This is a genomic window from Candidatus Streptomyces philanthi (assembly GCF_059553635.1).
Genome location: NZ_JCANQV010000405.1, coordinates 1 through 4,083, shown reverse-complemented (window position 1 = coordinate 4,083; position 4,083 = coordinate 1). Strand labels below are relative to the sequence as shown.

The window sequence follows — 4,083 nt, the reverse complement described above, 5'->3', positions numbered from 1 at the left end:
AGGCCCTGGCCGAACTCCATCAGGGTGCCGTTGACCCCCGCGCCGATGCCGGCCTTGGCCGGCGGGATCGCGGACATGATCGCGTTGGCCATGGTCGGCATGGCGACGGCGACACCGACGCCCATGACGAGCAGTCCGGCCAGCATTCCGCCGTAGCCGCCGCCCCCGAGGACGGAGACCGCCGCGAGACCGGCCGCCAGCAGCGACATTCCCAGGACGATCATGCCGGGGGTGCCGACCTTCGGGATCAGCCGGGCACCCAGCCCGGTGAAGTTGACCAGGACGACGGTGAAGGCGAACGGCGCCATCCGCAGACCCGCCTCCAGCGGCCCGTACCCGAGGACGAGCTGGAGGTGCTGGGTGAGCAGGAACATCGAGCCGCCCATCCCGAACGCGACGAGAATGCCACCGGAGACCGCGCCGACGAACCGCCGGTCGCGGAAGAACCGCATGTCCAGCATCGGATGCGGCACCCGCAACTCCCACCACGCGAACAGCGCCAGGCCGACGACGCCGATGGCGGCCGGAAGCAGCACCCGGCCGGACAGCCAGCCGTGGACCGGGCCCGAGATGATCGCGTAGACCACCCCGACCATGCCGATCACGGACAGCAGCGCGCCCACCGGGTCGGGCTTCTCCCCGGCGGCGTTCCGGGACTCGGGGACCAGCGCGAGCGCGGCGACCAGCGCGATCACCGCGACCGGCAGATTCACCAGGAACAGCGAACCCCACCAGAAGTGGTCGAGCAGCGAACCGCCGATCAACGGGCCGGCGGCGAAGCCCAGGGAACTCACCGAACTCCAGATGCCGATGGCCTTGGGACGCTCGGCGTCGTCGAAGACCTGCATCAGCACGGCGAGGGTGGTGGTCACCAGCAGTGCCCCGCCGACGCCCATGCCCGCGCGGGCGGCGATCAGCTGGCCGGGCGACTGCGCGAGGGCGGCGCAGAGCGAAGCGCCGCCGAACAGCACCAGTCCGATGACGAGCATCTTCCTGCGCCCGTACCGGTCGGCGGCGTTGCCCGCGGTGAGCAGCAGGCCGGACTGGACCAGCGAGTAGGCGTTGAGCATCCACTGCACGTCGGCGGTGGTGGCCCCCAGTTCCCCGGTGAGCGAGGGGATGGCGACATTGAGAACGGTGTTGTCCAGGATGACCGTGAGCTGTACGAGACAGATGACCCCGAGGATCATCCAGCGGGCCGCCCCACGGCCGGGCGGCGGCAGGGAGACGGCGTCGGTTCCTGGGGCCGCGGTGGTCATGCGGGCTCCTTGTGCGGTGAGCGGCGGATGCGTGCGCTGTACACCGTACAAGTCTGGTTTTACGTCGTACAGTGAATTTCGAGAGGGGCGCTGCGGCTGTGGATGCGGCGCCCTTTCCCGGGGCGCGTCCCGGCCTGGTCTGTCACCTGGAGCGCGGCTTCGTGAGGTCGTGGAGGGTGGTGGCGCCTGTTGTGACCTTGGTGAAGGTCTTCTCGCCCCAGGTGGTGATCTGCGACGCGGTGCGCTGGTTGCCACTGGAGGCGCCGTGGGCGCCCCTGCCGTCCCGACTGCCCCAACCGTCCGCGATGAAGTAGTGGATCTTCCCCTCCGTCACCTACGCGGTGAACCGGTCGAGCGTCGGGGAGGGGTCGCTCCCGTTGAAGCCGCCGCTCGCCATCACCGGGAGGCCAGTGACGAGTTGGTAGCTCGCGGCGTTCCGGGAGCCGACGGCGGGCGCGGCCCGGGTTTGGGCGAAGAGGCGGAGGCCGCGCCAGGGGCAGCCGGTTCCGCAGCGGCCGCCCCAGGAGTCACCGCCCACCGGCACCCGTCGCACCACCAGGAAGTCCCCCCCATCACCGGCAGCAGACACACCACCGCACTCAGCAGAACCACGGGCAGCCGATGCACCACTCGCCGCTCCCTCGTGCCCCACCGCTCCCCGGGCCTCACCACTCACCCGGCCGCGCCGGACACCCCCGCTACTCCGCCGGCTTGATCAGGTACCCGGCACCACGCCGGGTGTGGATCATCGGCGCCCGTCCCGCGTCGATCTTCCGGCGCAGATACGAGATGTACAGCTCCACGACATTGGCCTGGCCACCGAAGTCGTAGCTCCAGACCCGGTCCAGGATCTGGGTCTTGCTCAGCACCCGGCGCGGGTTGCGCATCAAATACCGCAGCAGCTCGAACTCCGTGGCCGTCAGATGGATCTCCTGGCCGTCCCGCCACGCCTCATGACTGTCCTCGTCGAGCACCAGGTCGCCCACGGTGAGCAGCGAGGCGTCCCGTGCGGAGGACGCGCCGGCACGCCGGAGCAGCCCGCGCAGCCGCGCCACCACCTCCTCCAGGCTGAACGGCTTGGTGACGCAGTCGTCCCCGCCCGCCGTCAGCCCGGCAATCCGGTCCTCGACGGCGTCCTTCGTCGTCAGGAACATCACCGGCACGTCCGGGAGTTCGCGACGCAGCCGCCCGAGCACGGTCAGCCCGTCCCTGTCCGGCGGCATCACATCGAGCAGCACGGCGTCCGGCCGCCAGCTGCGGGCCTGGCGCAGGGCGCCCGCGCCGTCCCCCACCGACCTGATGTCCCAGCCCTCGTAACGCAACGCCATCGACAGCAGATCGGCGAGCGAGGACTCGTCGTCCACGACCAGGACCCGCACCGGCCCGCCGTCGTGCCGCCGCAGCTGCGGTCCCCTGCCCGGGGCCCGTGCCCCCGCGCCGGCCGCCTCGGCGGACGCGGGAACACCGGCCCTCGGGGAAGCCGGGGATGCGGCGGACGGCACGGACGTCGACATCGCAGAAGTCACGGTCATGCCCTGGAGCGTGGCCCGCCCCCGTGAGAGCTCCCTTGCCCGAATCTGTGAATCTCCTGAGAATCCCCCGCCCGTTCCTCCTTTCCTGCCTCGCGTCGTTCCGTTCCGTGCACGTTCACCGTCACGCTCCCGTGCACGCCGAGCACGGCCGAGCCGGACCGCCCCCCGCGCGGCCCGGACCGATCGCCACGCCCCACACTCTCACCCCCCACTGACAATCGCCCTGACCTGCACTTTCACGCCCCCACTCCCGCCACGCGACCGCAACACAGCGCCCTGGGCCGAGTCCCCTCACCCCGCACGCCCGTCCACCCCGTACCGTCGCCTCCATGAAGCTCCTCGCCCTCTCCGGAAGCCTGCGCGCCCGCTCCTCGAACGGCGCGGTACTCCACTCCACCCTCGCCCTCTTCGACGGACCGTCCACCGTCGCGGACATCGGCTCCCTCCCCCACTTCAACCCGGACCTGGACGGCGAGGACGCCGTTCCCCCTGCCCCCGTCGCCGCCCTCCGCTCCGCGGCCGCCGAGGCCGACGCACTCCTGGTCGTCAGCCCCGAGTACGCGCACGGCATTCCCGGCGTCCTCAAGAACGCCCTGGACTGGCTGGTCAGCAGCGGCGAATGCGTCGGCAAGCCGGTCGCGGTGCTCACCGCCTCTCCCGCCCCCACCGGCGGCGCCCACGCCAACGCCCAACTCCGCGAAGTACTCCGCATGATGACCGGCAACGTCCTCACCACCGCCTGCCGCGAGATCCCCGCCATCGCCGCCAAGACCGACCCGACAAGGGAACGCATCACCGACGAATCGACCCTGTCCGACCTCCGCTCCGCCCTCTCCGCCCTGGCCACAGCCGCCACCACAGCCACACAGGCCCGCACGGCACCCTGAACCGGTCCGCGCGACGGGAGCAGTCCGCCGACGAGCCACACCGCGGCGGCGAAGCGGCCGCCGACGTCATCTCGTCCCCGGGAGTCCACGCGCCACCCCAACCGATCACGGCCCGGCCCGTTAGGGATCCGCTGTTCGTCGAAGCCGACACAGACCGATCCCTACCGGCCCCGGCAAGAACCGAACCGGTCACCGCTGGACGCCATACGGCCCCACCGAAGCCGGACACGACGAACCACCTCACCTCGTATTCCGTCGAATCGGCCCTCCCGACGCTCGTCCCCGCGGGCCCGGCCGCCCCTGCCTCCCCGGTCCCGACTGCACCGGGCGTCCCCTACTGCTCTGTGCACTCGGTCCCCCTGGTGTGGCCCCGCCCCCGTCAATCCACCCCCTTCCCGCCCCTCA

The 4,083-nt window shown here is 71.4% G+C and carries 5 protein-coding genes; 1 reads left to right on the top strand and 4 read right to left on the bottom strand.

The annotated features are described in order from the left end of the window. The 4 genes from AC51EU_RS27860 to AC51EU_RS27845 all read right to left on the bottom strand — a co-directional run. Positions 1-1,259 (bottom strand): MFS transporter (locus tag AC51EU_RS27860; protein ID WP_496269857.1); only part of this gene is annotated, 1,259 nt, incomplete at its 3' end. Positions 1,260-1,401: 142 nt separating this feature from the next. Then, positions 1,402-1,593, bottom strand: coding sequence for a hypothetical protein (locus AC51EU_RS27855; protein WP_496269856.1), 192 nt, complete (start codon positions 1,591-1,593; stop codon positions 1,402-1,404). Next, positions 1,594-1,815: a mannosyltransferase YkcB-related protein gene (locus AC51EU_RS27850; RefSeq protein WP_496269855.1), complete on the bottom strand. Its 222-nt coding sequence runs from the start codon at positions 1,813-1,815 to the stop codon at positions 1,594-1,596. Positions 1,816-1,957: 142 nt separating this feature from the next. Further along, a complete protein-coding gene (locus AC51EU_RS27845; RefSeq protein WP_496269854.1) occupies positions 1,958-2,791 on the bottom strand; it encodes a response regulator transcription factor in 834 nt (277 codons plus the stop codon). Between the two features lie 329 nt (positions 2,792-3,120). Here AC51EU_RS27845 and AC51EU_RS27840 point away from each other — a divergent pair, with 329 nt between their 5' ends. After that, on the top strand, positions 3,121-3,678 hold the full coding sequence (locus AC51EU_RS27840; protein WP_496269853.1) for an NADPH-dependent FMN reductase: 558 nt from the start codon (positions 3,121-3,123) through the stop codon (positions 3,676-3,678). The last annotated feature ends 405 nt before the right edge of the window (positions 3,679-4,083 follow it).